General features: G+C 55.1%; 27 protein-coding genes. 7 read left to right on the forward strand and 20 right to left on the reverse strand.

All coding sequences use genetic code 11. From position 1 onward, the window contains the following. Positions 1-41: 41 nt before the first annotated feature. The 4 genes from TCELL_RS04425 to TCELL_RS04440 form a co-directional block, all read right to left on the reverse strand. Positions 42-1,295 (reverse strand): hypothetical protein, encoded by a 1,254-nt coding sequence (locus TCELL_RS04425; RefSeq protein ID WP_048163127.1) that lies wholly within the window; start codon positions 1,293-1,295, stop codon positions 42-44. A 277-nt stretch (positions 1,296-1,572) separates the two neighbouring features. Next, complete coding sequence (gene hypD, locus TCELL_RS04430; protein WP_014737524.1) at positions 1,573-2,721, reverse strand: hydrogenase formation protein HypD; 1,149 nt, start codon at positions 2,719-2,721, stop codon at positions 1,573-1,575. 48 nt (positions 2,722-2,769) lie between these two features. Beyond that, positions 2,770-3,387, reverse strand: a complete 618-nt coding sequence (locus TCELL_RS04435; RefSeq protein WP_014737525.1) for a nucleotidyltransferase family protein — start codon at positions 3,385-3,387, stop codon at positions 2,770-2,772. A gap of 24 nt (positions 3,388-3,411) precedes the next feature. Beyond that, positions 3,412-4,074, reverse strand: a complete 663-nt coding sequence (locus TCELL_RS04440) for a DUF47 domain-containing protein (RefSeq protein ID WP_014737526.1) — start codon at positions 4,072-4,074, stop codon at positions 3,412-3,414. 143 nt (positions 4,075-4,217) lie between these two features. Between TCELL_RS04440 and TCELL_RS04445 the strand changes: the two genes are divergently transcribed. Beyond that, positions 4,218-4,889 (forward strand): bacteriohemerythrin, encoded by a 672-nt coding sequence (locus tag TCELL_RS04445; protein WP_162097835.1) that lies wholly within the window; start codon positions 4,218-4,220, stop codon positions 4,887-4,889. A gap of 50 nt (positions 4,890-4,939) precedes the next feature. Further along, the gene (locus TCELL_RS04450; protein WP_014737528.1) at positions 4,940-6,247 is read left to right on the forward strand and encodes a hypothetical protein; all 1,308 of its coding nucleotides are present in this window, start codon (positions 4,940-4,942) and stop codon (positions 6,245-6,247) included. Positions 6,248-6,265: 18 nt separating this feature from the next. On the opposite strand, the gene TCELL_RS04455 is transcribed toward TCELL_RS04450, so the two are convergent. The 4 genes from TCELL_RS04455 to TCELL_RS04470 are packed head-to-tail and all read right to left on the reverse strand — an operon-like array spanning position 6,266 to position 10,668. Beyond that, complete coding sequence (locus tag TCELL_RS04455) at positions 6,266-7,222, reverse strand: ROK family protein (RefSeq protein ID WP_014737529.1); 957 nt, start codon at positions 7,220-7,222, stop codon at positions 6,266-6,268. Next, the gene (metG, locus tag TCELL_RS04460; protein ID WP_014737530.1) at positions 7,194-8,735 is read right to left on the reverse strand and encodes a methionine--tRNA ligase; all 1,542 of its coding nucleotides are present in this window, start codon (positions 8,733-8,735) and stop codon (positions 7,194-7,196) included. Before metG ends, TCELL_RS04455 begins: the two co-directional genes overlap by 29 nt. Positions 8,736-8,785: 50 nt before the next feature. Continuing rightward, positions 8,786-10,300, reverse strand: coding sequence for a B12-binding domain-containing radical SAM protein (locus TCELL_RS04465; RefSeq protein WP_014737531.1), 1,515 nt, complete (start codon positions 10,298-10,300; stop codon positions 8,786-8,788). Next, positions 10,300-10,668, reverse strand: coding sequence for a hypothetical protein (locus TCELL_RS04470; protein WP_014737532.1), 369 nt, complete (start codon positions 10,666-10,668; stop codon positions 10,300-10,302). Before TCELL_RS04470 ends, TCELL_RS04465 begins: the two co-directional genes overlap by 1 nt. 82 nt (positions 10,669-10,750) lie before the next feature. Between TCELL_RS04470 and TCELL_RS04475 the strand changes: the two genes are divergently transcribed. Further along, complete coding sequence (locus TCELL_RS04475; protein WP_014737533.1) at positions 10,751-11,596, forward strand: M55 family metallopeptidase; 846 nt, start codon at positions 10,751-10,753, stop codon at positions 11,594-11,596. Here TCELL_RS04475 and TCELL_RS04480 read toward each other — a convergent pair. From TCELL_RS04480 to TCELL_RS04490, 3 genes are all read right to left on the reverse strand, one after another. Beyond that, the gene (locus tag TCELL_RS04480; RefSeq protein ID WP_014737534.1) at positions 11,576-12,430 is read right to left on the reverse strand and encodes a hypothetical protein; all 855 of its coding nucleotides are present in this window, start codon (positions 12,428-12,430) and stop codon (positions 11,576-11,578) included. The genes TCELL_RS04475 and TCELL_RS04480 overlap by 21 nt on opposite strands. A gap of 14 nt (positions 12,431-12,444) precedes the next feature. Continuing rightward, the gene (locus TCELL_RS04485; RefSeq protein ID WP_083830018.1) at positions 12,445-14,079 is read right to left on the reverse strand and encodes a hypothetical protein; all 1,635 of its coding nucleotides are present in this window, start codon (positions 14,077-14,079) and stop codon (positions 12,445-12,447) included. Positions 14,080-14,151: 72 nt separating this feature from the next. Continuing rightward, positions 14,152-14,433 (reverse strand): hypothetical protein, encoded by a 282-nt coding sequence (locus TCELL_RS04490; protein ID WP_048163138.1) that lies wholly within the window; start codon positions 14,431-14,433, stop codon positions 14,152-14,154. 135 nt (positions 14,434-14,568) lie between these two features. Here TCELL_RS04490 and TCELL_RS04495 point away from each other — a divergent pair, with 135 nt between their 5' ends. The 3 genes from TCELL_RS04495 (at position 14,569) to TCELL_RS04505 (ending at position 16,106) form a co-directional block, all read left to right on the forward strand. Next, positions 14,569-14,847, forward strand: coding sequence for a hypothetical protein (locus tag TCELL_RS04495; RefSeq protein WP_048163141.1), 279 nt, complete (start codon positions 14,569-14,571; stop codon positions 14,845-14,847). Beyond that, the gene (locus TCELL_RS04500; RefSeq protein WP_048163143.1) at positions 14,844-15,614 is read left to right on the forward strand and encodes a hypothetical protein; all 771 of its coding nucleotides are present in this window, start codon (positions 14,844-14,846) and stop codon (positions 15,612-15,614) included. The genes TCELL_RS04495 and TCELL_RS04500 overlap by 4 nt, the downstream gene beginning before the upstream one ends. Positions 15,615-15,692: 78 nt before the next feature. Continuing rightward, positions 15,693-16,106, forward strand: a complete 414-nt coding sequence (locus TCELL_RS04505) for a CopG family ribbon-helix-helix protein (protein ID WP_014737539.1) — start codon at positions 15,693-15,695, stop codon at positions 16,104-16,106. A 1-nt stretch (position 16,107) separates the two neighbouring features. Here the strand turns inward: TCELL_RS04505 and TCELL_RS04510 are convergent, their stop codons facing one another. Both TCELL_RS04510 and TCELL_RS04515 read right to left on the reverse strand, forming a co-directional pair. Next, positions 16,108-16,506 carry a metal-dependent transcriptional regulator gene (locus TCELL_RS04510; protein WP_014737540.1) on the reverse strand — a complete coding sequence of 133 codons (399 nt, stop codon included), beginning with the start codon at positions 16,504-16,506 and terminating at the stop codon, positions 16,108-16,110. Beyond that, the gene (locus tag TCELL_RS04515; protein WP_014737541.1) at positions 16,493-17,293 is read right to left on the reverse strand and encodes a thioredoxin family protein; all 801 of its coding nucleotides are present in this window, start codon (positions 17,291-17,293) and stop codon (positions 16,493-16,495) included. The genes TCELL_RS04510 and TCELL_RS04515 overlap by 14 nt, the downstream gene beginning before the upstream one ends. Positions 17,294-17,377: 84 nt before the next feature. On the opposite strand from TCELL_RS04515, the gene TCELL_RS04520 reads away from it, so the two are divergent. Further along, a complete protein-coding gene (locus TCELL_RS04520; RefSeq protein WP_014737542.1) occupies positions 17,378-18,124 on the forward strand; it encodes a MarR family transcriptional regulator in 747 nt (248 codons plus the stop codon). 139 nt (positions 18,125-18,263) lie between these two features. On the opposite strand, the gene TCELL_RS04525 is transcribed toward TCELL_RS04520, so the two are convergent. The 7 genes from TCELL_RS04525 to TCELL_RS04555 all read right to left on the reverse strand — a co-directional run bounded on the left by TCELL_RS04525 (position 18,264) and on the right by TCELL_RS04555 (position 26,056). Beyond that, on the reverse strand, positions 18,264-19,799 hold the full coding sequence (locus TCELL_RS04525; protein WP_014737544.1) for an amidohydrolase: 1,536 nt from the start codon (positions 19,797-19,799) through the stop codon (positions 18,264-18,266). Positions 19,800-19,863: 64 nt separating this feature from the next. Next, complete coding sequence (gapN, locus tag TCELL_RS04530) at positions 19,864-21,387, reverse strand: NADP-dependent glyceraldehyde-3-phosphate dehydrogenase (RefSeq protein ID WP_014737545.1); 1,524 nt, start codon at positions 21,385-21,387, stop codon at positions 19,864-19,866. A gap of 93 nt (positions 21,388-21,480) precedes the next feature. Beyond that, positions 21,481-22,749 carry a threonine synthase gene (locus TCELL_RS04535; RefSeq protein ID WP_048163149.1) on the reverse strand — a complete coding sequence of 423 codons (1,269 nt, stop codon included), beginning with the start codon at positions 22,747-22,749 and terminating at the stop codon, positions 21,481-21,483. Between the two features lie 193 nt (positions 22,750-22,942). Next, positions 22,943-23,539, reverse strand: a complete 597-nt coding sequence (locus TCELL_RS04540) for a phosphate signaling complex PhoU family protein (protein ID WP_014737547.1) — start codon at positions 23,537-23,539, stop codon at positions 22,943-22,945. Between the two features lie 3 nt (positions 23,540-23,542). Continuing rightward, positions 23,543-24,295: a phosphate ABC transporter ATP-binding protein gene (locus TCELL_RS04545; RefSeq protein WP_048163151.1), complete on the reverse strand. Its 753-nt coding sequence runs from the start codon at positions 24,293-24,295 to the stop codon at positions 23,543-23,545. Further along, on the reverse strand, positions 24,292-25,146 hold the full coding sequence (locus TCELL_RS04550; protein WP_014737549.1) for a PstA family ABC transporter permease: 855 nt from the start codon (positions 25,144-25,146) through the stop codon (positions 24,292-24,294). Before TCELL_RS04550 ends, TCELL_RS04545 begins: the two co-directional genes overlap by 4 nt. After that, positions 25,139-26,056: a PstC family ABC transporter permease gene (locus tag TCELL_RS04555; RefSeq protein ID WP_014737550.1), complete on the reverse strand. Its 918-nt coding sequence runs from the start codon at positions 26,054-26,056 to the stop codon at positions 25,139-25,141. The genes TCELL_RS04550 and TCELL_RS04555 overlap by 8 nt, the downstream gene beginning before the upstream one ends.

The raw sequence follows: 26,056 nt of genomic DNA on the forward strand, positions 1-26,056 counted from the left end.
CGGCCTAAATACTTGGTCGAGTAACCTATCTATCCTCTTGTTCACCGCCTCCTCAGGTAGTAGACCGCCGTGACACCGACTACGGCTAGCCCCACGGCGATCGCCACTAGCCCCACCGTCTTGGCGGCCTCTGGGAAGATGGCGAGGTAGGCTGCGGCAGAGAGGGCTACGAATAGTAGGGTGGTCAGCGCAGTGAAGAGCAGGGAGAGCTCTGTCGGTACTCCTTCTTTGACAAGCAGGTTGTAGACCCAGTTTGTGAGAGATAGCCCAAAGAGCAGGAGTATAGACCCCACGGTGACCGCCATAACCACCTCCGCCCTGATACCTAGGAAGTCTAGTGCTACCACGATAAACGCGACAAGGACTGGTACTACCATGTAGACGTCTGCCAACTCGAGGGGTATCGATGTGGCGCCTTTGAGCGCCGAGATCTTGCTCTTAACATACACAGAGAAGACCAAGCCCACAGCCGCTATGGTAAGCGAGACGGCTACCCTGGTGATGACGTCGGATATAGTGGAGAGAACAGGGTAAGACGAACTCGCTAGGTAGACTCCGGCCGAAAAGGATAAGAGCGTGACGAGAACCTTGAGGGCCAGCGTCACGGAAGTCTTGATCTCGCCTCTCCACTCCGTGTACGACGTTACGTAGTCGCTCAAGAGTAGTGCGAGAAAGGACCCCGCAATGGTCACCGTGGCCAGTAGTAGCGCTAGGGGGAGGTAAGTCTGGAAGGAGTCCAAGACTACCGTACCGCCTCCCGCGATGTCCACGCCCAACCCGACTATCGGTACAGCGATGAAGAACATCCCGGTGTACAAGACAATCTGCGCCAGTACCCCGTACTTCGTCTGAACCCTGCTCACAACCCACGATGCCACCGAGTACACGCCGACGAGGACGGTCATCAGAGTCACGATGACGAGTAGGCCGGCGAGGACCCGGCTGATCGCGAGCATCACGGCCTCCGAGCCGATGACGAGCGGGTGCTGGCTCCCAGAGACGAGTAGCCCGTAGTAAATACTATAGGTGAAGACTACAGAGAACAGCAACCATCCAATGAAATGACCTACGCTACCACCGCTCTCGTACAGCCTGTTGAACAAGGGGTACTTCCTCATTTTCCACTTCACGTAGAAGTCGATCGCTAGACTAACTACGACTTTCAAGAAGTAACCTACCAGGTAGCCGATCACAGCGACAGCGAGGAAGACGAGGGCATTGGGCAGGTAGCCCGTGACCCTGGAGAAGATTCCAGTGATCAGTTCGTAGAACTGCCCTATTGGGTCAGGGGACATTGAGACCACGTCCACAAATATCACACAAGCTGGTGGTGAAAATAAGCTTAACCAGGGACAGCCACGCTAGTAGTCGACTTGCTCGTAGCAGAGTTATGCTGCGACGCAACCGATTGGACTAGTATGGGAAGCACTTCTATCGGAGTACGAGGGGGCTATGACCTAAAGAAGCTTAGCTCGTCCAGCGAGGGGGAATCGTTTTCAAGACCCTTCTAGTTGCCCGGTCTGCCATCTTTGGCTCGGAACACCCAATAGTACAAGGCTCTCGCGAATCTCTCTACTTGTTTTTAAGCAGCGTGCTACTTATTACCGGCACGTTCTCGGCCCAGATCCTGCACGTTCCCTCTACACTCACCATGCATGGTCCGTACGGATTGCTCGGCTTACACGCCTTCATGAACAGAGGGCAGTCTAGAGGTGTTGCGAGCCCCAGCGTCACCTCGGGGCACTTGCACCCAGGTAGCTTGTCGTCCACAACCCTATCTTCCAGCCCGAGCCTCGTGTAGGCGTCGTGCTTCTTGAACTCTTCTCTGTGGACAGCACCGCTCGAGGGGATAACTCCTATCCCCCGCCAGTAGGCGTCTACCACCTTGTAGGCCCGCGACATAGCCTCTTTAGCCCCAACGTTCCCCTCCGGCTTGACCACCCTCGTGTACTCGTTTACTATACTGGGCTTCCCAGCGTTAATCATCTTCAGGATTAAAAGGACGGCGAGTAGCACGTCGAGGGGCTCGAAGCCCGCCACCACGGTGGGGACGCCGAACTCCTCGGCTAGAAACGACCAGCTTCTCCAGCCGATCACAGACGAGACGTGCCCAGGCGCGATGACGCCGTCTATACGGGCCTCGGGATGTTTTTCTAGTAAGAACCTCATAACGGGCGGTGTAAGCCTGTAGGCTGGGAAAATGAGCAGGTTCTCCGGTAGGTTACCCCGAACGAGCGGTACAGCGGTCGAGGGCATTGTAGTCTCGAAGCCTACCGCGAAGAAAACGAAGGTCTCACCCTTGTTCCGGGAAGCCAACTCGATAGCGTCGTTGAAGCCGTAGACTACTGTGACCTTGCCGCCGTACGCCTTGGCGTCGTAGAGACTCCTCGGTTGTTTGAGACTCGAACCAGGCAACCTGAAGCTGTCGCCGTAGGTCAGGACGTGGTAGCCCTCGAGGGCTAACTTGACGAGCGTGTCGACGTAGTACCCCGGAGTTATGCAAACGGGGCAGCCCGGCCCCGCTATGAGCTTGACGTTCTCGGGCATGAGGCTCCTTATACCGTAGTGGGTGATAGTCCACTCGTGCGTCCCGCAGAAGTTCATGATCCTTACTTCTCGCCCCACCCTAGAGGCCTCCTCTCTTATAGACTCTACGACCTTCTTCGAGCTGGCGGACCTCTCGTATAGCAGCTTAATCCTCGCGTCCACAGGCGAGGGCATGGCGGCCCAGGACCTCTATTTAGTACGTCTCAAGTCACCACATTAAAGTTAGACCCACGCCTGCTCTTTAACCCTGTTGAGGTCTGTTATAGTGTCCAAATCTAGCAGTACAGAGGGGTATGGGAGCTCGACTTCCCTGACATCGAACCAGAAGTCCCTCACCACTCTCTTAAGCCCCCGGGTCTCCTCGTCGATACTCATGAGGAAGGGTATCATGTGCGAGGAGAACAGTATTGGGTGCCCCCTCCTCTTCAGGTGCGTCGGGACTACTATCTTCCAGCCGAACTCCTCGTGCTTGTCTACCAGGATGTCGTAGACCACCCCAGGGATCCAAGCAGCGTCGCCAGGCGACACTAGAACGGCTCTCAGGCTCCCGTATTTACGGAGGGCGTACTCAAGCCCAGCCTTGATACTACGGCTCATCCCCTCCTTGTAGAAGGGGTTCTCGACCACTTCGACTCTACTGGTAGAGCTGAAGTAGTCCTTTAGGAGCTCTGCTACAGCCTCCCTCATGTACCCTACTACTACGACTACTTTCTCGACTCTACTGTCGAGCGCGGACCTAACAGACCTCACTATGAGGGGGTCGCCAGAGTACCTGTACAGCAACTTGTTCCCGGGGAACCTAGTGCTCTCCCCGGCAGCCGTGATGAGAGCAACGTACATAGTTCCGGCACGACCTTGCGAATTCTAGAGCCTCCTGCTGAACATCAACTTCAGTATTACCCCCACGTCCTCGCACACGTCCGTAATAGACTCAAGGTCGTCGACCAGCCCGGGGAGTATCACACACTTCGGCGTCAGGGATGCCACACACTCTTTGTAGAGCTCCTCGAGTATTTTCAACCTCAAGTCGTCGACCTCTTTCTCGAGCTTCTCTACATTGCCCAACCTCTCGAGCGAGCTTATCGACCCCTCGATCACCGACTTAATCGTGTCAACCAGCTCGTTCACCGCCTTACGAGAGGCCTCAATGATCGTCTTAATATCGCTAGAGTAGGGCTCGTCCACCCTCAGGCCTCCCTTCGTGTAGGCTAGTATCCTCTTGGAGGCGGACTTGCTGAAGCCGGCTATGTCGTCGACGAGCGTGACCATCTTCAACAGGTCCTCCCTATCGATCGGGTGTACGTACGCCATCCTGAGCTCGGAGATTATCTCCCTCTTCAGCTTATCGGCCTCCCTCTCAAGTCTGTAGACTTTCTCGAACAGGCTGTCTAGCTCGGGAGAGCCCGCCAGCGAGGCGGAGAAGAGGGTCTCGAGAGCTACTACCGTCTCGAGGACTTTAAGAGCGTGGTCCACTATCTTCAACTTTATTACGTCGACCCTCCTCTTCCCGGTCCCGTGCTCACTCATCTCAACACCTTAGATATGTGATGACTAGAAGCGTATTAAGCCTAGACTAAAAAACTTTAAAAAGGAAGCTCTACACCCCTTTCATACAAGCGGTGCCCTCTATGTCCTGTATAAGGTTTAGAAAGCGGGTTGTTACCCCGTTTTTGAGCGTCGAGGAACTTGTCCAGTTCTACGAGATCAGTTTGAGGAAGTTGGTCAAGACGCAGAACACTGAGTTGATCGAGCACATAGTGAACGAGGAGCCGAACACCCTCTTAGTCGTGAAACAAAGTGGTCACACAGCATACATGTTGAGTACAGACGACAAGGTACTCGTCGAGGGGCTAAGCGAGGAATTATGTAGTGAGGGGCTGAAGGAGTTGATGGTTTACAATGCCAGGCCCCCATTTACAAGCCACGAGCAGTTGTTTGCTTTAGGACTAAGGGTCTTAGACGAGGTTCACACAGAGATGTTCAGGCTGATTAGAGACGTTTTCGACAAAATCGTGGAGGGGGACATAGAAGGTGCCGGCAGAGATCTCCAGGCGCTGGTCGACCACACGAGGAACAGGCACTTCAAGTTGGAAGAAGCCCTCATGGTAAAGTACGGTTACTTCCGTTACGACAAACACAGCTACGACTCCCATTTGAAGAGGCACGCGGAGTTCCTGGACGCACTTAGCGACGTGATATCGAATTACAGGAGAAAAAATTACCGCGACTTCTTAATCGACTTCATGGGGTTCGTAGACGAGTACTTAAGGTACATGTCGTCCGATGACAAAAAGCTGGTCGTTTATTTGACCAAGGTCTGCGGCACAGGCTGCACGGTTTAAACTATATTAGTTTTCCAGCCAAAATCATGTCAAGACCGAGCGGGAGTTCCATGACTGAGACTGTTCGCGACTACTCGTTGGTCGATGAGTACATAAGGAGTATGAAGTTCGAGAAGATCAACAAGGGCCTGTTCGTGCTACCGGGGCTACTCCTATTCCCCGCCTCCCTGGGATTGATCGCCGAGCTAGCCTATTTGATTACCTTGAGCCCTGTGCCTTGGCTAGTCCTGGGAGCCCTCACAGTCATGTTCTCCGGCTTCCTCGTGTCGTCAGCCGTCGCGTCTTACACGCTGCTAAAGAAAGCCTCTCTACACTTCTACGACAGCGCTGTAGTTGTCTACTACTGGTCTAGAAAGGAGAACTTCGAGAACGTGCTTAATTACCTACAGGAGAGGAGGGAGGTTAGGAGTCTGCCCTCCCCTGTAACCGGTTTACTCCTCAACTTACTAGTCGGCGGGATAGGCTACATAGCGATCCTATACTACGTGGAGAAGAGTATTAGAGAGCACATTAGAGTTGAAGAGAAGGCCTTGTTCGGGGTGTGGACGATCGAGCCCGCCGGCCCTGGAGACCTCGTGAGAGACGTCTTTTTAACGGTAGCGACGCTCGGGCTATACCTCTCCTACTGGGCGTGGAGAGTCGTCTCTCTCTACAACGAGCACGTTGAGGAAATTCACGGTCAGCATCCCAACCCGCCCTCAAGGAGGGGGCTATTAGGGGTAGACCACCCGGACTTAACGCTGAGCGGTGTCCTCGGGGTTGTTCTAGCAGTGGGCGGGCTAGACGCCCTCTTAGCGTGGTTAGGCCTGTACGCCCATGTCCACTTCGCGGTAGTACTCGGGCTAGCATTGTCCTACACGGGGTTGAAGCTCTCGGACAAGCCCATTAGAGGGCTCGCGGTTAGCTACGGCCTTGTCTACCTAGGGTTCGCGTTTTCCACGCTCGTGGGGTTTGCCGGCTATACGACGTATACAAATTTGGCAAAGCTCTTCGAGTCGTCGGCGAGTGAGGCCTACAAACTCGGCGCTCTCGGCATCCTCTTTTACATTTTCTTCAACAACTTCTCCATAGCCTTGTCCTCCGCTCCTCCCCTACTAGGCCCCCTCGTAGTGGGTTACGGCCTGTCCAACAGCGGCGTAATATACGGGGCTCTACTAGCCAGCGGCGAGGCCACACCGCTACTTTTCATAATGCCACACACGCCCGTAGAGCTACTCGGCTACGCCGTGTTCACCGTGGCGTCAGCTCAACTTGCGAGCGGGAAAGGCTCTCCATGGAAGACCATCGTGGTGGGCTCGCTTGTCCTGCTGGCGGCAGCCGCCGTAGAGACGTCCTTGATAGCGAGCCGCCTACACTAGGCGAACCCGGAGTCAAGCCTAGACGGGCCTGTAGACAGCGAGTGCTAAGGCGCCGTACAGTACTACGTCGTCTCCCAACTTCGTGGGGACTATGACAGGAGGTCTCACCACAATGTTCTTTTTAACGATCTCAACGACGGGCTGGTAGAGAAGGTCGGTGTTGTACAGGAATACGCTCCCCCCGATCGATACGAACTCCGGGTCGTAAGCGTTTATCACGCTGGCGAGGCCCGCAGCGTTCGCCTTGACTATCTCGTCGACGATCAGCCGGCCCAGAGGGTCACCTCTCTTGGCCGCCTTGAAGACCTCACGCGGCTCTAGCGACCCGTTTAAGGCCCTCTCGCCTATGACAGATACCTTTGAGATCGAGGGGTTTCTCTCGGCAACGTACTTTGCGAGTCTGGGTATGTTGGCCCCTCCAGCATACGCCTCCCAGTGGCCGTAGCCGCCGCAGCCGCACCTGAGGTCCGAGTCGTATTTTACTACTATGTGCCCGATCTCGTGGGCGTTACCGTCCTTCCCTAGTATGACGCGGCCGTCCACTATGACCCCTCCCCCCACACCAGTGCTGATGGTGACGTAGACGAGGTTGTTGTAGCCCACGCCCTCTCCGTAGTACTTTTCGGCCAGGACACCAGCCACTGCGTCGTTCACTACATAGACCGGCCTATTAAAGAAGTCTTCGAGCGGCTTCTTAAGCTCGAACGTCCCCAGGGGGAGGTTTGGGGTGTTCACGACAACGCCCCGCCTCATGTCTAGTGGGCCGATGGTGCCGATGCCTATTGCCTCAACCCTCTCGCGGTACTCCTTGAACTCCTTTTCGAACGTCCGGGCGACCTCCTCCGCGACTGCCAGCCTGCCGCCCTCGCGGGGGGTCCTGACTACTACCTTTTTGACAAAAACTTCGTCAACAGCGACAGCAAGCCTAGTCCATGTCGCCCCTACGTCAACTGCTAGGTGGACTCTCCTCGCCACTTTGAGACTCCCTTCTAGCCTGGACTTTCCTGAACAGTATGGGGGCTTCGACTATGTTGTACCTCTCCACGCTGCCCACCTTGAAGTCACGTGGGGATACCAGCTTGAAGCCGAAGCTCTCGGATATCACTGTCGAAGCCCTCGGCGTTACGGGTGAAAGCATGACGGTCACGGCTCTTATGCCCTCTAGGAGGCTGTAAAGCTCCTTGCTAGGGTCGCTCTTCTCCCAGGGCTTGACCTCGTTTATGTAGGTGTTCAGGGCCTTACCGAGCTCCTGGACTTCCGAGAGCGCTTTGGACACCTCGAGGGACTCCATGTCTTCAACGTACTTGCCTAGGGCTGTCTCGATGCTCTCCTCTATCTTCTTGTCCACGTCCCTCCTGTACACCTTCCCCTTAACCTTCTTGGCCGCTAGGACGCCCACTCTCCTAACGAGGTTGCCGTAGGTGTCGGCAAGCTCGGAGTTGTATATTGAGTCCATTAGGTCTATTGTGACCTCAACGTCCTTGTCTAAGTTGAACAACTTCATCAGCACGTACCTGGCGCCGTCGCTCCCGTTGTACCTCTCCACGAGGAACTCGATGGGGATCACGTTGCCGGCGCTCTTCCCGATCTTTAGGCCTCTGTTTATCAGGAAGGAGTGTACGATTAGCCTCCTAGGCGGGGATATGTCGAGGGCCTTTAGGAGAGAGAACCACACCACTGTGTGGAACCACAGTATGTCCTTCCCTATGACGTGGTGTACATTTGGCCAGTACTCCTGGAACCGGGCGTCGTCTGTCAAGTAGCCTATCCCGCTGACGTAGTTGAGAAGCGCGTCGAACCACACGTATATGGTGTAGTCCGGGTCGAAGGGTACCGGTATACCCCACGCGACCCTGTCTTTCGGCCTGGCCACGGAGACGTCTCTTAGGCCCTCGGCCTGGACGCGGTTCAAAACCTCCTTGGCGTAGGACGGCGGATAGACGATGTCGGTCTCGGACAGAGTCTTAGTAACGTAGTCTTTGAACTCGCTCAGCTTGAAGTAGTACGTCTCCTCCTCCAGCCACTCTAGGGGCTTGTTGTGTATTGGGCAGTGCGGCTTGTCGTCGACCAGTACATACTCGCCGGGCGAGTAGTACCTCTCGCAGTCCACGCAGTACCAGCCGGCGTACTTGGCCTTGTAGATCAACCCCTTCTCGTGGAGCCTCTTGAAGGCCTCCGACACGACCTTTTCGTGGTAGCTGTCCGTTGTCCTTATGAAGTGGTCGTAGCTTATGTTGAGCATAACCCAGTACTGCCTGTAGACACCGGCCATCTTGTCCACGAACTCCTTCGGGGTAATACCCTCCTTCTCGGCCGCTCTCTGTATTTTGAGGCCGTGCTCGTCGTTGCCCGTCAAGAAGAAGACTTTCCTACCCACCAACCTGTTGTACCTGGCAAGGACGTCCGCGTAAACGGTCGTGTAGGCGTGCCCTATGTGAGGGGGGGCGTTAGGGTAGTATATCGGCGTGGTGATGTACAATCTCTCCATCTACTCCACCGTTGCCTTGTAATTGATGTTTGTGATAGATATCGACGAAATTAGCTTTTTAACTGATACTCTAGGCTCTTAATGAACTTGTCGGCCCTCCTGTTCACGTACCACACGAAGTATCTGAGTATGAAGCGCAGAGGCGCGTGGACGGGCGAGGAGAGGTAGTACTTGTTCATGATCTCCCTCGCCCAGTACGTAGTGTGCTTCAAGGTCTTGTAGAGCACCTCTATGTGCTCCCTCTTTACGTGGTCTTTCAAGAACCAGTCGCCCTTCTTGAGGGCGCCCATCGGTACGAAGAACATGGGGACTATGATGCTCCTGTAGGACCTCAGTTTGTCTAGTAGCTCGGAGGTCTTGACGACGTCGTCGGGCGTCTCCTCTGGGAGCCCCAGTATCAGGGTCGCGGCAGGGATTATGTTGTTCTCGTGCATTATGCGGAACGCGTCCTCGACTATATCGGGCCACATCTCCGGCGGGTACGGGGCGGACTTGCCTATCATTATCTTCCTTGCTAAATTGACGCTACCGGTCTCTATCCCAACCTCTACGCCGAGGAACTTCCTGCCGTTGGTCAGCACGTAATCGTTCATGAGCCTCGAGATCAAGCGGTGCTCTTCCTCGGCGTACTTGATAGCCGCCAGGCTAGCGTGAGACCAGGCGAAGCTGCCGTCACCCACTTTCTCGAGCACTGCCTTGTGGAGCTTGATAAGGGGCTCCGGCCTAGGCTTAACGCCGTCTGCTTGGTACAGTAGGACGTCTTCGCTGTGGAGTATAACGCCCTTCACTCCGTTCCTGACGTTGACCTCGACCTCGGCCAGTATCTTGTCCAGTGGGATGAACCTCAGGGGCCGCAAAGTGACGCTACAGAACTTGCATCCACGTGGACAGCCCCTCATTATCTCCACGAGGCCATTCACGCTGGGGGCCTTTATGACCGGGATCTCGTCGAGGCTAGGGGCGTCGGAAGGGCCTACGTAGACGTACCCCGGTAGCTCCTCGTTGTTCAGAGCCTTCTCGACCAGCTTTACAACAACCCTCTCCCCCTCCCCGTCGATCACCGTGTCGACGCCCCACTTCTTCCAAAGCTCGAGCTCCCATAGCCATTGCCAGGCGGCGGGCCCGCCGACAATGAACTTGACTCCCTTCTCTTTAGCCTTCCTCACAGGCGGGCTCTCCATGAGGCGCTTAAAACTCCTCCTGTTCACCGGCTCTAGGCCGGTAATACTCCACCACTCGCTGCTCGGAGGGCCGTATGCGAAGTAGTCGTGGTGGCTGAACATGAGGACCTTCATGGAGTCTAGGTGCTTCCCCAGGTAGTCGGGGTCGATAATGGCGGCTTTAAACCCGGCTTCGACGAGTTTGGCCTCGATCTTCCTCATCCCGTAAGGTGCCTCTAGTGGCTTGCCCTCCTCGTCGACTTTAGGTCTCGGCGCCGTTATCCAGAGCCACACCTTCTCCGGTAAAGCTATCGGGGGGCCGGTCGCCACGAACCCCAGGAACTCTTTGCCGTGGTGGTTGGTCATCATAGTTCTGTCTGTTGTGAGGACCACGTCGTAGCCCACTAGACCACCTCGACTTCGGCGTTGTAGAGGCCCTTAAGTAGGTCAGCGCACTTTTCGCTAGCCACAATGATAGGTATCTTTACGCCAGTTATAAGCGTGCCGAGGTTCTTTAGAGCGTCCTCGCAGCTCTCGACTCTCACACTCTTAATCGATAACGTGAGGGATATGTTGCTCAAAATTATGTCGCGGTAGCGCTCGTAGAACTTGACGTGGTCAAGCTTGGTCAGGAAGACCAAGTTAAACCTCTTGTTTTTCCTGGCCACTGCGATCCTCGAGAGCGCGCTGTAGATCTCGATAGGCGAGATGTCTTCGTTGTCGACGTCTAGGACTACTACGTCTAAAGCTTCCTCAAACAAACCGCTAGACAAAGCTCATCCTCCTGAGTGAACGCGAGGTCTGTTTTTACCCTATATATTGTAGACAACTAATAAGAGTTAAAACGTGGTGTGTATGAAGGCATACGTATCGATAGACCTAGAGGGGTTGCCTGGCATCGCCTCGACCACTATGACTACGCCTGATAAGACGCAGTTCTCGATAGCTGTCAAGGTCATAACTAGGATATCCGAGTTTGTCGCAAAGAGACTACTCGACCTGGGGTTCACCGAGGTGTACTTGGCAGATAGCCACGGGCTTATGACGAACATAGACTACGCTGCGGTCCCCGACGGTGTTTACCTTGTTCAGGGCTACCCGCGACCCTACTCGATGTTGACCATGCTAGACGGGAGCTTTAGCGCGACCATGTTCATAGGCTACCACTCAGCAGCCGGGACAACGAGGGGCTTTCTAGACCACACCATGAGTGGAAGAGTCTTCTACGAGGTGTACGTTAACGGGGTCAAGGCCAGCGAGTTTTTGATAAACTCCCTCTACGCGAGGGAGAAGGGTGTCCCAGTCATCCTAGTAGCGGGCGACGCTCACTTGAGGAGCGAAGTAGAGACCTATTCCACGAACATCGTCTTCGTCGAGCTGAAGAAGGGGCTCTCCCGGTACGCGGCGGTCTACCCGTCGCTGAGTAGAGTGCTAGAGGAGCTCGACAAGGGCCTGAGGACGGCTGTTGACAGGTTGAAGAGTAAGCACGAGTTCAAATTATTCCTCCAGCCCCCCTATACTCTCGCGGTGAAGTTCAGGGACAACCTAGTGGCTGATGTAGCCGAGATGACGGGGGCCGAGAGATTGGACGCTTACACTATTAAAAAGACGTTTGGGAGCGCCTCCGAGATGCTGGGGTTCATCGAAGTACTGGCGTACCTCGGTCTCGGAGTAGAGTACTTAAAGAGCTCGATCAAGTGAGCCGAGTTCCCGGTCTAGCCCTAGTTTTTCACCCAGCTCCCCCAGCCTCTCTATCACACTAGACCTCATGGCAGAGAACTCCTCGTGACTCTTCGAATCGCTCGCAAGAGAGCGGAGCTGTGAAAGGAACGCGCTTACCCCCCTGAAGACCCTGGTAGGCGCCTCCTTGTCCGACTCCACTGTCTTAAGCGCTGTGTCTAGCACCTTGTTAAGTAGCTCGCCCACCCGGGTGAGCAGAGTCCTGTGAGCGAAGACGCTCTTCGGAGGGTAGGAGAGGACGATCGAATTCAGCATCTCGACGATGACCTCTAGACAACACACGTGGCAGCCCTCGGGCTCAACGGCCGAGATCACCTGTGCGACTCTGTCGAGTCCTAGAGTGGTCATGGGCCCGTTGGCGACAAGCCTGACCAGCTCGGCAGCCCTTGTCTCGTCGGCGTTTGACAACTCGCAAGCCTTCTTCAACAAGTCGGACGTTATGCCTGCCGCTTCCTCGCCCATCCCCAGAAACGGCATTAGCTCTAGCAACGACACATACCCGTAGACGTCGTTGAGCCTACCCTGTCTAAGGCTGTCAACGATCACCTCGCTCCTGACACTCGCCTCAACCCAGTCGAGGAGCTCTGGGTCGACAGCGTTGGAGAGTAGCTCCAGGAAGATGAATGGGTCTAGGTTGGACTTGAGAGCTCTAAGGAGCTCGAGTCCTCGGCTCGTATCATTCAGCAGGAGGTGTCTAAGGGCCCTACCAGCCTCTACTATGTCACAGCCCCCAGCCCTGCACTCAAGGGCGAGTTGCCACGGGTTCTCACGGGCCTTCTCGAGTAGGTTGCCCATCCAGGCACCTCTTTTCAAGTTTTGATTTCGAGTCTATTTATCGCTATCGAGGGTGCTGTAGCCCCCCGTAGCTTGTTAACGTTTAATACGACAGAGCCCTTCTTAGACCTGACGACTACTCTCGTGAACAAGGATGTGGTGAATACCACGTTTGCCAGCACTATGCTCGCGTAGAACTTCGAGTAGAGAGTGTTCGTGTTGAGGGGCGAGTCGTCGTGGTCGACGTACCCGCACACTATGTTGCCACGGCACACGTTGAAGGTCTGCCACGCGTTGAACGCCTTCCTGTCTGCTGTGAGGAGTAGTACGACCTTCTGTTGGAGGTTGGACGACTCGACTGCTACCGAGGCCTCGCAGGGCTGGGATATAGCTGGTAGAGTCTTCGCTTTGTAGTGGTACTTGGTCTCCTGTAGAACCCTGTTCGCCATGAGCGCCATTATGTACGAGAACCTCTCCACGAGCGTCTCGGAGGTCGAGGATGTGGCGGCTATCTTCCCGTTCACCTCCGCCTCCGCGCATATGGGGATGTACACATCTACGTTGGATATGGGGCTCCACGGGCTGCTGTTCCTAATGCTCGCCTTGAGCAAGCTCATGTGGAGGCCCTGGTAGAACATGTTGGTGTCCGGTATGACGGCCACGTTCCCGTACTCCTCCCTGAGGTGTCTGATAAACACGTGGAGTTTAGTCCTCTTGTAGCTATCTAGACCGAGCTCTTGGCTCATGATGTTAGAAACCACTAAATCAGCCGAGCCCGTCAGTCTCTGCAGCTGCTTAAGGATCCTCTCAATAGACCTTGCCTCCCCCTCCTCCCTGACTTTCGTGGACACCACGTCGTAGATGGTTCTCCAGGAGTTGTAAAGGAGTTTCGACGTCTCCTCGTCTGGTCCAACCGACGTCTCTACGCTGACCAGCCTCTTCCTCTCGTTCTCGATCTCGTCCTGTACGTAGAACTCCACGACGTCTGGGTCTCTCTGAGGGCTCTCCTTCTTGTGCCCGTCGAAGACCTCCACTATCCTCCTGTCTGAGAGTGAGTTTATCAACTTGGATATCGCGATGTATATCCCCCTAGTACCCTTCCACTCTATGATTTTCGGCGGGTCTGTGACTACCTCCACTCCACTCCAGCCCGCTCTGTTAGACCCGTAGACGTGGACCTTGTGGAGCCACCTAGGGTTCCCCGGATACGCTGGGACTCCCTGGAGCGGGATTGTAGTAACTACTGTCAGGTAAGTCGGACCGTTGTCTAGCTGGAGGTCTTTAAGAGCGTAGTAAGTAGCGGAGGCTAACTCTCCGGTCGTCATGGTCAGGTCAACTACCGCTCTCTCCTTGTTGTGCCAGCGCACGACCTCGAGGACGTTCCTGATGAGGAAGGAGTTCTCGAAGATGTCGTCCTTCAGCAACGACTTCTGGAACTTGTAGTCCCCTATGTACTTGATGTTTATCTCCTTCTGTATGTGCTGGAGGCTCTCCTCTACTATGTTCGCTACCTCCCACCTCGTCAGGAAGATAAACCCGTCTACACCTAGCTCCTCGGCGAGCCGGCCCGTGACCGTGGCCGCGTTCCAGGGTATGAAGTTAACGGGCACTATAGCGGGAAAGCTGACGTTTTTAACAAAACTGCTAATACCCTCTATGACGTTGTCCAAGGTAAAAACCACCACTATGCTGCCAAGCCGATTTCCCTTAATGGTTTAAGAGTCTTAAAAACAGCCTCTAGGTCAAACGGGCTCGGCGTAAGCCCCTAGCTTGCTCAGCAAGGACTCGTCTACGTCCAGACCCAGGCTTGAGTTGTAGTTGACCCTCAGCTCCTCGGCTACGATCCTCTTAACAACCTCTATGTAGATTAGGGTCAGCTTGTCCTCGGCTGTCAACTCGCCTTTACTGTTGATCTCCGCCTCCTTCTCGATGGCGTCCTCCAGGAGCCTGAGGTAGTAGAGATCCATGTGCCTGAGTAGCTCTCTCCACCTCTCGACGAGGTGCATCCTGGCTATGCTAATCAACGCGTAGCACCATGCTTGAATCCACGCTGGACTCTTTTAAAGCGGCTTGAAATAGGATTAACAGAATAATATCCCGATATTAATCGGGTTTCCGATATAAAGGCGGATTAACGGGACTTGATTTACGGTGTCGTGGTGAGGCACGTAACCATATCCGTGACCCTATCGCCCACGAGGGACCTAGAGCGGTTGGTGAGCACGCTCAACTCGATCGTCGAAGTGCTGGTAGCGAAAGGGTATAGCGTTGACCTGGTCTACTTCTACACTGGCAGCGAGGACGTACTCATGGTAAACGGCGTCGCTCTCAAGCCCGGCGGCGAAATCGAGGAGGAGGTTGTAGACGTCATAGCAAGCTATTTAGTCACGGAGACGGTATACTCTAGGTGGTGGCCCAGAGAAAAGGTGGCTTCATGAGTTTTGCGGGCCCTCATCCACTTCTAGGAATCCTTGTCTCACTCCTGTTTGTGTTACATCTTCTCCCGGTCGCCACAAGCAGTTCTCCTGTAACGCTGGCTTCTTGCCAGTTAAACACGTTAGGGGAGAGCTACCTGGCCTACGTCGACCTGGACATCAACTTCTTCGGAGACTACGGCGTGCTGGCCATGTTTTTCACCGAGAAGGGCGTGGAAGCCTACGGGGTCATCTTAATGAAACCCCCAGGAGAGGGCATAGGGGTTTACGCGATGGCCGGGGACCAGAACAACTGGTACTACATGAGCACACTTAGCGGCAGTAAGCTTAACGTCACACTAGTCTTGGACATAGACTACAGGCTACTCAAGGTGGTTCTCATCAACTCCTCGAGGTACTTCGAAGTCAAGACGCTCATTAGCCCTAGGAGTTTCGTAGTTTTAGCCTCGAACGCCACGGGGGCGAAGAGTCCACCACCCGTCGTAGCTCTCGAGGGCTACGTGGTCTACGCCTCCAACACCTCGCTCTTGAACGTCCTCGACCCCCTCTACCCGACGGTACGGAACTTCACTAAGCTCTGCGGGAGCCTGACGCCGGTGTTCACAAGTCCGGTGACGTCGCCCACGGAGGAGACGACAACACCAACAACATACGCCCCGCCCGGGGCACAGTTCAGGTGGACGGTTCTCCTGGTCCTCGTCTTACTCGTAGCCGTTATCGCCCTCTTCATCCGGCTAGTTACAGGTGAACGTGGATCCCCCGGTCCGTGAAGTCATCACATCTCAGGTAGGAGGGCTCCGGTCATCTCCACTCTTAAGTTGAAATACTTGATTCTATAAACATTTGGTATGCCAAGGGGTGTCGTTTCTACGGCCTTGAAAATCGGCGTCTACCTCCCTGAGGACATAGCCGAGAAGCTGATTAAGGTGAAGGATGAAAAAGGCCTAAGCCTCAGCAGGATCGTACAGCTCGCCCTCTACAACTACCTGGCCGAAGAGGAGTTCCTGAGGAGCGACAACGTCATTGCTATTATTGGGCTCGTCTACGACCACAGCTTGGACCATGTCGACGTAATCTTGACAGACATACAGCACCACTACCTAGGACTGGTAATCTCCGCCACCCACATCCACCTAGACGAGAGGAACTGCCTCCTCGCCATATTCGTCCGGGGGAAAGGCGGGGAGGTGGCCAAGCTCTTCGAGGAGTTGAGGAAGGTTAAGGGTGTTAAAAGCGCTAAGCTAATGACCCTACTCGCGTGACCTACCCCTGCTCTCGAGACAGCTTCTTCACGAACTCGGTTATCCTCTCTACCGTCTCGTCGTGTAGCAGGTGCTCGATTTTACAGGCGTCTATCTCGGCTATGTCCCGGGGTACCCCGATGAACGTCAGGAACTCTGTCAAGACTTGGTGTCTCTCGTATATCCTCTTGGCTACCTCTAGCCCCTTCTCCGTCAGCTTTATCTCGCCACCCTTCTTGTAGGTGATGTAACCCTGCTCAGCCAGCCTTCTAAGAAACTCCACAACGCTACTCGGCGATACGCAGAGCCTTCTAGCGAGCTCCCTGACCCTCGGCTTACCTTTCAGAGACAGTATGTAGATTGCCTCTAGGTAGTCCTCGGCACGAGCGGTCGGGTTACTCGCAGCCCTACTTCTTTCCACTAGTATCCCCTCTCTTGAGCTTCCTCTCCGCTCTCGCTAGCACCTTCGAGGCCTGCTCCGGGGGCACGTAGCCGGGTATTACCTCGACGGGTTCTGCACCGTATTCGTCGTAGTCCTCCATCTTGTTTATCGTGACGTAGGGTACGGCCTGGACACCGTACATGTCGGCCTCGTAGGGTAGTTCTAGAGCCTCTATTGTCTCAACCCATATCTGCTTGTTTAACAGGGCTATTTGATTGAAGTAGTCGACGACGATCGGGCAGTAGGGGCACTCGGGTGTGACGAAGATCTTGACGTGGAGTGGGGTGTCAATACTCTCCACGACCTCCTTTACTTTGGCGGAGAGCTTCACCTCTCCCGTCGCGATGTACTGGTGTACGTATATGAACGGGGCGAACTCCTGCCCGCTCGGTAGCCCGTAGTACCTGATATTAAGCCCGTTGGTCCCGTAGATAAAGGCGGGTAGGTACCTAGGCCTCAGCTCCTTCGCGTTCTGTTTCTCGACGATCTCGAAGCTGAGCGCCCCGTTGCTGATCTTGGACAGCTCTGTCGCGAGCATCCATGCCTCGCCGCAAGTCGGGCACTCCTCTACCACAGCTGGTTTCAGGCTAAAGTGGGCGTGGTGGTGATGGTGGTGGTGCTCGTGCTCATGCTCGTGCTCGTGGGTGTGCTCCATGGCCTCCTTCAACGACAGTACGACCAAGTAGTCCTTGACAGGCCTGCTGAACGTCTTGAATATCTCTTTCAGAGCCTGCTCTGTCTCCTCGTCGAATAGGTGGGAAGACATAAGCAACACCGTTCTGCCTACCTAACTAAGACGATAAAATTGCTTTATATATTTAGGTGTCAAAACAATAGAGATCACAGCGTGATGCACGATTTGAGCAAGGATGAGACCTTAACCGCCAAGATCCTCAGGTTCGTGATGGAGAACCCGGGCGTGTCGGCCAAAGACGTAGCAGAGTACCTCGCTATCTCCCCCAACCTTGCCAGGAACGTGCTCCAGAAGTTGAGAGACAAGGGCCTTGTAAGAAAGGAGGGTAGGGGCTTCTACATCACTCCGAGAGGCGAGTGGTTACTATCGAGGGCGAAAACTAGTAGAGTCGAGGAGGCGGGGAAGGAGCAAGTAGTGGAACCACCAGCTGAAGCACGGGTAAGCGAGCCGAGTGCTGCGGAGATGCCAGGCGAGGACAGGTGTAGAGCGCTCGAGGAGAGGATCAGGAACCTCGAGGAGAGGCTGAGGAGGGTCGAGGAGATCGTGGCGAAGTTTGTTAAGACCGGAGGGCAGAGCGGAGTACCCGAGCCTCCTAGAGGCGATGTTGAACGGGGTAAACAATTGCCTAGGCCGCCGAAACCGGTGATGAGCGTCCAGGAGGCCCTAGCCCAGTACCCGGGTATGCTAGAGCAGTGGAGGATCGAAGGCGTGGTGGTCCAAGTAGGAAACCTGGTCGTCGAGAGGAGGTTTCTAGCCGAGTTCGCTAAGAAGTTCCCCTTACCGGTGGACGAGGTGGAGAGACTGGACCCCGTAGAGAGAGCGCTTTTCGAGGAGCTCAGGCGCGAAGCGCTAGTAATACTCCACAGCGGGAGAGAGTACAGGCTGGTAAAGAACTTGAGCTAGAAGTCTACTTCTTATCGCTAAGCGTCTTCTTGACGTGTTCTTTCAAGTTTGGGCTAAGGTCTTTTAAACCCTCGCTCAGTACGTCCTTCTTCCCCAATTTCTTCGGCTTGTAGACGCTCATGTTCTATCAAGATTTTGTTTACTTAGACCCCTTTATCAACTTGACAACACTAGCCTTTAGACCACGGACTTTAACAGGGTCGTACTGGAGAAGAGGGTCGTCGCTCAGCTCGACTATGTCTGCGTAGCACCCTGGTAGCAGGCATCCGAGTCTCGGGTCTCCGAGGGCGAGCCCAGCGTCTACCGTGTAGTGTGCGAGCGCCTCGGCTACCGTGACCGCGTTCCTAAGAGACGCACGAGCGTAGTCCACGTCGTCGTACAGACCTCTCGTGACGGCGGCGTAGACCGTCTCGAACGGGTCTACTGGCTCCACGGGGGCGTCCGTCGAGTACGCTGTGACCGCTACGTCCGCAAGCTCCTTGAACCTGTAGACCCACCGGATCCTATCACACCCCACTCTCTGGGTCATCCACTTGTCTGAGATTACAAAGTGTGGTTGTACTACGAGTACCGGCCCGAGCTCCTTGATGTATCCGAGTTGGTCGTCTCTGACAAGGGAGACGTGCTCCAACCTCAGATAGAGGTCCCTGACTCTCCTCGCGACTCTTAGTGCGACCTCTAAAGCGGCGTCTCCGATCACGTGAACAGCGACCTGGAGATTCCTACGGCTCGCCTCGGCGAAGACCTTCTCGAGCTCCTCTTCGTTGTAGTTCAAGAAGCCTCGTCTCCCTGGTTCGTCAGAGTAGTCGCTGGACAGGTAAGCCGTTCGCGGCCCTAGCGCACCGTCTAGGATCACCTTTAAACCGTTGATCCTGAACCTGCTCGAGCGGTCTCCCCAAGTCTCGTACAATAGTTTCTCGACGTAGTCGTAGTCGAAGTCTGGCCCTCCAGTGTATATCACGTAGCCGTAAACCCTGATAGGGAGTTTACCCTCCTTGTCAAGCCGCTTAAGCGCCTCCACCTCCCTGAAGGAGAGGCCTGCGGCCCCGACCGCAGTCACACCTTTAGACTCGAACTCCCTCAGTCCGAGTAGCAGGGCTTCTTCTAGTTCTGGTTCTCGCATCGACGACCTGATGTGTGTCAGGAGCCTCCACAGGTCTTCCTCGTAGAGCCAGCCCTTTTCCAAGTCACCGAACCTGATCTGGCCTAGCACCTCTCTAGCCAGGGCTATCCCAACACTGTTGAGGGAGGCCATGTGGCCCGATATGTGCTGTATCAAAACCGGTTTGTCGCGAACGTAGGCGTCTATCTCCCAGTAGTACGGCATTCTACCCTCTCGGAGGCTGGAGGGGTCTATTCTCGGGGGTACCACCCAGCCTGCGACGACTCTGCTCTCTCCGAGCTTCTCCAGGACGTCCTTAACGCTCGAAGTCTCCATCTTTCCCCCGAGAACCAGGTTGTAGCCCAGCGAGTCCGGGTGTGCGTGGGCGTCCACGAACCCTGGGGCGAGCACGTACTCGGACTCCAACTCGGTGTAGTCTGACCCTGCTAGTGCATTCTTCATGTCCTCGTAATTACCGACGGCTACAACCGTCTCCCCGTATAGGACGAGAGACTCGGCAACTACTAGGGGCCTGTAGTTCGCTATAATCCTCCTCCTACTCCTAACGAGCACTAGAGACAAGAGTCGGGCACCTTAAATGAGAGAACGGGGGAAGGGAGAAAAATATGAGTCGGCTTTAGATGAGGTAGTTGTACACTCCCTTGCCCTTGAAGTTGAATATGACGGTCTTAGTTGTCATCACATACTCTACGCTATAGCCGATGCCCTCTCTACCAATGCCGCTACTCTTCCTACCACCAAAGGGATAGTAGCCGATGCCGTGCCTCGGCATGTCGTTAACGTAAACGGCACCCACCTCGAGGTACCTGATCACTTTCCTGATCCGGTCTACATCCTTCCCGAAGACGGCGGCGTCTAGTCCGTATTCCCTTCCGTTGGCGATCTTTATCGCCTCATCGAGGTCTCTGAACGACGTTATCAGGGCTACGGGTGCGAAGACCTCCTCCTTGTAGAGCCTCATCTCAGCTAGTTTTTCGTGGGAGGAGATCTCGACAAGCGTGGGCTCTACGTAGTTGCCGCCTAAGTGCCTTCCGCCGTAGAGTAGAACACCGCCTTTCGCTAGGGCGTCTTTAATCGCGCCCATCATGTTCTCGACGGCGTCCCGGCTAATCAGAGGTCCCATAACCGTCGAGGAGTCGCGGGGATCGCCTACTTTCACTTTCTTAAGCTCTTCGACGAGCCTCTTCTTGAACTCCTCGTACACTTTTTCTTCGACCAGTATAAGCTTGATAGCGTCGCACCTCTGGCCTGCGTAGCTGTAAATTCCTGCTGCCACGGCCTTCGCTGCCTGGTCTAGGTCAGCGTCCGCGAGGACTATAGCAGGGTCGCCTCCACCCAGCTCCATAATGTACTGCTTTACACCCCCCACGGCGAGGACGTGCCTACCCGTCGACGAGCTCCCGGTGAGGCTTACCACGGAGATCCTCTTGTCGGCGACGAGTGGGTCTGTCTCCTTGCCCGGTAGCGTTAATACAGCAAAGGAGTCTCTCGGGAAGCCAGACTCCTCTACGACCTTGGCGAACATCAAGACGGGTAGAGGGTCTGCGCTGGGCGGCTTTATGATCACCGCGTTACCGCTGATAGCGCTGTAGACGAACTTGGTAACAGAGTCGAACAGTGGGTAGTTGAAGGGAATTATAGCGAGGACTACGCCGAACGGCTCCTTCCTCACGATGGCCTCGGTTTCCAGCGTCGACTGGTCCCAGTCACCAGCTATGTACTCGCCGGGTACTTTCCTGGCGTCGAGTGTCGAGTCCCTTAACCTACTGATACTCGCGTTCAGCTCCCCCTTAGCCTGGGGATAAGTCTTGCCAGTGTTCAGGACGAGAGCCTGAACGAAGTCCTCGGAGTACTTCTCTAAGAGGTCGGCTATCCTAAACATGAGGGAGACACGCTTGTAACCCGGGGTGTTCCTGATACTCCACCTCCCCTGCTCGTAGACCCTGCCCACTACCTTGTCGACGTCCCCGTAAGTCAGTTTGGGTACATAGCCGATGACCGAGTCGTCTATTGGGGAGTAGACCGGGGTCCACTCGGCGGACTCGACCCACTCACCAGCAGCGTAGGCCTTGAAGTAGGGCCTGCCCTCTCTCGTGTGGTGAATGCTTTCGAAGAACTTCGATAGCTTGAGCTCGACCATTCAACCCCCTCCTTGGTAGTTTATACGCTTTTTTAAATTATAAAACTAGTTTAAGAGAAGGGCTAATAGAAGGATTTAAACAGGCGATTAAATTCAGAACTCCGACCCGTAGTACTTTCTTGCGGCTGCGAAGAACTCTTCTTCGGCGGGGTTGATTAAGGGTACGTCGCCTGCTGTTTTCTTGACTATGTCGGGGTCTTTCAGGCCGTGTCCGGTCACTAACACGACTACTGTCTCGTCCTTGTCGACCTGCCTGTCCTCAATCGCCTTGATCAGGCCTGCTAACCCCGCCGCTCCACTGGGCTCGGCGAAGACCCCTTCAAGGCTGGCAAGCAGCTTCATCGCCTCTACGATCTCGTCGTCTTTCACAACGACACCGTAACCGTTAGTCTTGTAAAGGGCTCTGAGGCCGGCGTCTCCATCCCACGGGAATGTGTCTTCTAACCCTGTAGCAATCGTCTCTGGCGGCTTCTCCCACGGCCTTATCTTGTTGGGGTCGGCCCTCTCCATCCACGCCCTAACGAACGGGTAGTTGCCCTCCGGCTGAACAGCCACTAGCCTCGGGTACCCGGTTATCCAGCCGACCTGGTTCCAGTCCCTGAAGCCGTTGAAGACGCCTGTGAGGAGGCTTGCGGCACCTGTGGGAACGAATACCTGGTCTGGTAGTCTCCAGCCCAACTGCTCGACGATCTCCATGGAGATGGTCTTCGGGCCTTCTATCTGGTAGGGGTTGAAGACCCCGAAGCTGGGGCTGGGATAGAAGCCGTACCTCTCGCTGAGTACTCTCATCATTTTAACGGTGGGGTCCTCTGCCTCAGTCCACTTTACCTTGAAGACCTTGGCCCCGTAGTACAGGAGCTGGGCTATCTTGCCGAAGCCGGCGAAGTCGGGCACGAATGCGTATACTTCGATGCCCGCCTTAGCGCCGTAGGCGGCCAGTGAAGCAGCGGCGTTACCGCTACTCGCAATAACCGCTCTCTTGAACCCGAAGTACTTTGCCATCGAGACCGAGACGCTCATTGCTCTGTCCTTGAAGCTACCGGTGGGGTTCCTGGTCTCGTCCTTCAAGTAGAGGTTCTTCAGGCCGAGCCTCTCGCCGAGCCTCTTAGCCTTTAGTAGCGGTGTCCCGCCCTCCCCGAGCGTGACAATGTACTCCTCGCTGGGGACCGGCAGGAACTCCTTGTACCTCCACATGTAGAAAGGCCTCTTGGCCAGCTCCTCCCTGCTTACACTTGAGGCGATCGCCTCGTAGTCGTAGTAGACATCGAGCCTCCCCAAGTCCTTGTTGACGCACGTGACAGGCTTCTCCTCTAGCTTGTACACCCTCCCACACTTACTACACTTCAAGTGTGTAACGAACATGACGCTCACCAACCCAATACACAATGTGGTCGAACATTTAATTAATTAACCTCGTAGGACTCGAGGGCAATACTAGCTCCCTCCGCGAGCTGGAGGCCGCGAAGAGACCACCAGCCGCGTCTCTTGCTCCTACCCGATCTTCCAAAAACATGCATTCAGAGGGTGAGGTTTTCTGCCCTGGAGGAAAATCCCCCTAGTGCGTGATCCTGGAGGCCAGGTACTCAACGTGGTCCAACATCCTCTCGACGTGCCTGAGTATTAGTAGCCGGGCCACCTCTTCTCTGGAAAACGATCCCTTCGATGCCGCGGCCTTAAGCGCTGCGAGGTACCTCTCATCGCTCTCCTTCTCAAGTTCTAGAAGTCTGTCCACGTTGATAGTGTCGGTCTCGCCTCTCAGTAGTTTGTTCACGAAGGCTTTCAGCTCCTTCACGGCCTCGGATAGCGACTCGTATACGTCCCTCCCAACGTCAACTGTTCCAAAGATCTTCACAACCCTAGCGATCTCCCACGAGTACCTGGAGATCCTGTACAGGTCGTAGGCGGCGTCGAGGAGCACGGTGTAGTACCAGAGCAGCCTACCCACGGGCCTATACCTCGCGATCGACTCGAACACGTACGTGTACAGCTCGCGTCTCAGCATTTGTTGTCTCAGAGTCGATTGGTACAGCTCTATGTAGTCGCCGTCGGTTATCGACCCGGTCTTAAGAGACGACATGATTATGTCGAGGGACTTAAAGGTCTCCTCGGAGATCGACTCGACGATCTTTGTTACAGTCTTACTAGCCTCCACCCGTCACCACCCCTCGCTCAAGAGCTTTATGGCGAGCTCGTTCCTGGTCTTCAAGACGATATCACCCACGGGCCCGCTCTCGATCATCTTGCCGTCGAACATGACGTTTATGTAGTCCCCGATCCTGAGGGCCTGGTTCGGGTTGTGTGTCACCATGATGATCGTCATCTCGTTCTTCAGTTCTCTGAGGGTCTCCTCGATCTTCTTCGCGTTTATAACGTCGATGTTCGCCGTGGGCTCGTCTAGAAGTAGCACCTCTGGCTTCATCGCGAGAGCCCTCGCTATACACAGCCTCTGTCTCTGGCCCCCGCTCAACACGTTGGGGTGCTTCTCGAGTTTGTCTTTCACCTCGTCCCACAACATGGCTTTCTCCAGGGCCCACTTAACCAGCTCTCTTAAAGCCCCCTTGTCCTTGGCCACGCCGTTGACCTTTGCCGGGAGTGCCACGTTTTCAAAGACGGTCAAGTGGGGGAACGGGTTGGGTGTCTGGAACACCATGGCTATACGCCTCCTCACTTCCACGGGGTCCATGTCGAAGAGGCTTACACCGTTCAGGAGTATGTCTCCCTGCCATCTCACGTTGGTATTAAGCTCGACTATCCTGTTTATGCTCTTAAGGAACGTCGACTTACCCGAGCCACTCGGCCCGACTATAACGGAGATCGAGTTCTTGGGTGCGCAGAACTCGACTCCTTTGAGGATCTCCACGTTGTTTATCCACAAGCGGAAGTCTATGGAACGTATATGGCACCTCACAGCTCCACACCCCTCACCATCCGAGACAACGCGAATAGAGCAGTGTATACGACGTAGAGGACTAATGACGCGGCCCATGCGAACTGGAACTGTGAGGGGAACGGGGAGCTCGAGAGAGTGAAAATTAGCGTCGTGATAGTGGACGACGGCTGGAGTAGGCTGTAGAGCGATGAGGGGTAGGTGTTCATAGCGTTGCCTATCGTGAAGAGGAGCGGTGCTGTCTCCCCCATCACCCTCGCCAGGGTCAGTGCCACAGTGGATGCCACCCCCGACTTCCCGATCCCTATCAGTACTCTCCTCAATACCAACCACCTCGTGAGCCCGATCGCGTAGCCGGCCTCCCGGTAAGTCTGGGGAATACTCGAAAAGACGCCCTCTAGGTACGATATCTCAACCGGGAGCGCCACTAGAGTCAGTGAAAGGGAGCCGGCCAAGAGGCTCTGTGTCCTCATTGGTATGACTAGTAGGCTGTACACTATGACAGAAATCGTGATCGTCGGCAGCCCATACAGGCTCGTGAAGACCACTCTCAAGAAGTCGACGAACTTCCTCCCCTTGTACTCGACCATAGTGAACGCGGCAATGAGGGCCACGGGGGTCGCTAACGCGACGGCGATACCCGATGACACGAGAGTCCCTACTAGGCTGGGACCCACACCCCCGACCGGGGCTTCTTGGTTGGGGAGGGGTGGAGTAGCGTAGAGCAGGCTCAGCCCGTTGAGTAGTGCTAGTGGGAGGCCGTACATGATTACTACGATATGTACTAAGAGTATGAGGGACAGGGACATGAGTGCGGAGGCCAGTATGGAGGCCTTGACGAGAGCGACCTTGAGAGACCGCCTTCTACTCACTTACCACCACCCTGAACCTCTTGTTGAGGTAGAGACCAGCTGCATTCAACAACAGGGATAAAACGAAGAGTATCAGGGAGGAGGCAAACAACACGCTGTCGAGTAGGGGGTACATGACGGAGTAGCCGAAGTTGTTCACTATGAGCGAGGGGATGGTCGACACCGGCGAGAGGGCGCAGGGGGTTATCACGTACTGGTTGCCCGCGACTAGTGAAACTATAGTAGTCTCGGTCAGGACCCTGCTGGACGATAGTAGTAGGGCTGAGACTATTGCCGGTCTTACCATTGACAGCTTCATCAGTATAACCTCCTCCTTGTAGAGCCCTATGCTGTAGGACGCCTCTACGTAGGTCTTTGGTATCATCCTAAGAGACTCTCTGACCAGGGCGGCCATGTACGGGACTGCGGAGATCGAGAGGATCACGGTGGCTGTCATGAGGTTCTGGCCTGTCAGGGGCCTACAGGCGAACAGGGGAATGAAGCCGAGTAGCTCGTGCAAGGGCTTCTCCAAGAAGTCCTTCAATACGTTGGACATGAAAGCTAGGCCTATGTACGCGTAGATCACCGTGGGGAGGCCCGCAGACAGGTCGATCACGAGGTTGACTAGTTTGCCTGCTAAACCCCTGAGGTACTCCTCTGCGAAGACCACTAAGGGTATGGAAAACACGAGAATTAGGGGTACCGAGTAAACAGTCACGAGAACAGAACCCAGGAGGGGTGCGAGGAGACCGAACCTACCCTCGTCCGTGTTCCACACGGAGCCTAACAGGCCTACCCCAAGCGAGGAGATCGACGGTGCTGACTTAACGGCTAAAACATACACGACCAAAACGAACAACACGACGAGAATTGCCAGGTTCAAACCCGCCAGGTAAACGAATTTGTCACCTGAAAAAACTCTTATCTTCAT

Origin of the sequence: Thermogladius calderae 1633, assembly GCF_000264495.1 — an archaeon.
GTDB lineage: Archaea > Thermoproteota > Thermoprotei_A > Sulfolobales > Desulfurococcaceae > Thermogladius > Thermogladius calderae.

Bases quoted from the DNA above. Each gene is read 5' to 3' on its own strand.
- TCELL_RS04425 (WP_048163127.1), bottom strand. From the start codon at position 1,295: ATGTCCCCTGACCCAATAGGGCAGTTCTACGAACTGATCACTGGAATC.
- TCELL_RS04450 (WP_014737528.1), top strand. From the start codon at position 4,940: ATGACTGAGACTGTTCGCGACTACTCGTTGGTCGATGAGTACATAAGG.
- TCELL_RS04500 (WP_048163143.1), top strand. From the start codon at position 14,844: ATGAGTTTTGCGGGCCCTCATCCACTTCTAGGAATCCTTGTCTCACTC.
- TCELL_RS04475 (WP_014737533.1), top strand. From the start codon at position 10,751: ATGAAGGCATACGTATCGATAGACCTAGAGGGGTTGCCTGGCATCGCC.
- TCELL_RS04505 (WP_014737539.1), top strand. From the start codon at position 15,693: ATGCCAAGGGGTGTCGTTTCTACGGCCTTGAAAATCGGCGTCTACCTC.
- hypD (WP_014737524.1), bottom strand. From the start codon at position 2,721: ATGCCCTCGCCTGTGGACGCGAGGATTAAGCTGCTATACGAGAGGTCC.
- TCELL_RS04435 (WP_014737525.1), bottom strand. From the start codon at position 3,387: ATGTACGTTGCTCTCATCACGGCTGCCGGGGAGAGCACTAGGTTCCCC.
- TCELL_RS04555 (WP_014737550.1), bottom strand. From the start codon at position 26,056: ATGAAGATAAGAGTTTTTTCAGGTGACAAATTCGTTTACCTGGCGGGT.
- metG (WP_014737530.1), bottom strand. From the start codon at position 8,735: ATGGAGAGATTGTACATCACCACGCCGATATACTACCCTAACGCCCCC.
- TCELL_RS04440 (WP_014737526.1), bottom strand. From the start codon at position 4,074: ATGAGTGAGCACGGGACCGGGAAGAGGAGGGTCGACGTAATAAAGTTG.
- gapN (WP_014737545.1), bottom strand. From the start codon at position 21,387: ATGGTCGAGCTCAAGCTATCGAAGTTCTTCGAAAGCATTCACCACACG.
- TCELL_RS04520 (WP_014737542.1), top strand. From the start codon at position 17,378: ATGCACGATTTGAGCAAGGATGAGACCTTAACCGCCAAGATCCTCAGG.
- TCELL_RS04535 (WP_048163149.1), bottom strand. From the start codon at position 22,749: ATGTTCGTTACACACTTGAAGTGTAGTAAGTGTGGGAGGGTGTACAAG.
- TCELL_RS04515 (WP_014737541.1), bottom strand. From the start codon at position 17,293: ATGTCTTCCCACCTATTCGACGAGGAGACAGAGCAGGCTCTGAAAGAG.
- TCELL_RS04480 (WP_014737534.1), bottom strand. From the start codon at position 12,430: ATGGGCAACCTACTCGAGAAGGCCCGTGAGAACCCGTGGCAACTCGCC.